This window comes from Paenibacillus marchantiophytorum (genome assembly GCF_014640555.1).
Lineage (GTDB): Bacteria > Bacillota > Bacilli > Paenibacillales > NBRC-103111 > Paenibacillus_E > Paenibacillus_E marchantiophytorum.
Window position 1 is genome coordinate 1 of record NZ_BMHE01000141.1, and the last position, 738, is coordinate 738.

1 protein-coding gene is annotated in these 738 nt (G+C 47.4%); it reads right to left on the bottom strand.

Features of this window, described 5'->3' with window-relative positions; all coding sequences use genetic code 11:
* On the bottom strand, positions 1 to 668 hold a 668-nt coding region (locus tag IEY34_RS36340), incomplete at its 3' end, for a DUF6444 domain-containing protein (RefSeq protein ID WP_189021127.1).
* Positions 669 to 738 lie beyond the last annotated feature (70 nt).

Genomic DNA, 738 nt, shown 5'->3' on the forward strand with positions numbered 1-738 from the left:
CCGCAGAAGCGGATCAGCCGTAGTAAAGTACCTTCGCTCGGTCTCTGCCCGAGAAGATCGAAAAAGAACTTGCACACCCGATCCAGAGGGAGCAATTGATACTGGGTCAAGTATACAGCCCAGGCTCCAAAACGTTCTCCATATTGAACAGGAGCCGTTACTGTGGCGGGAAATTCCGATCTTGACTGAGTCAAACAATGTGGACAGCGTTTCTGCTCCGTCCGATACTCGGTCACCTCAAGACGCTGCGGCGGTAGGTCGAATACTTGTCTACGTTCGTAAGAAGTACTTGGCACATCGCAAAGCGAAAAGTAACAGCAAGGGCAAGCAACGAGTTGCTGGATCACCACATGGTCGGGCTGGTCAGTCATCCGAAGCGTGTGACCTTTGTGTCCCAGAGGAGCACCTTTTTTGCCCCCAGATTGCCGGGAGTTCTTGGGTGGCTTTCGAAAGCCGTCACTAGATGGCGGTTTACTGCTATTTTGACTATTTTGACCCAATTGACGCTCAAGCTCTTGAATGCGCTGGTTTAATTGCTCGATGTGAGTAAGCAAGGAAGTAATGAACGCAGCAATTTCTGGATCACCTTTGCTAATTTGGAGAACTTGTTCTTCCGTGCATTTCAATTGGCTCACGTCCCTAATATGGAATAAATCTCTATTCTCCATATTTATTCATATTCCCTTGTGCCAACGAAGAAAATATCCAACAAAATTTTGGGTAGACCTAAGTAGTTAC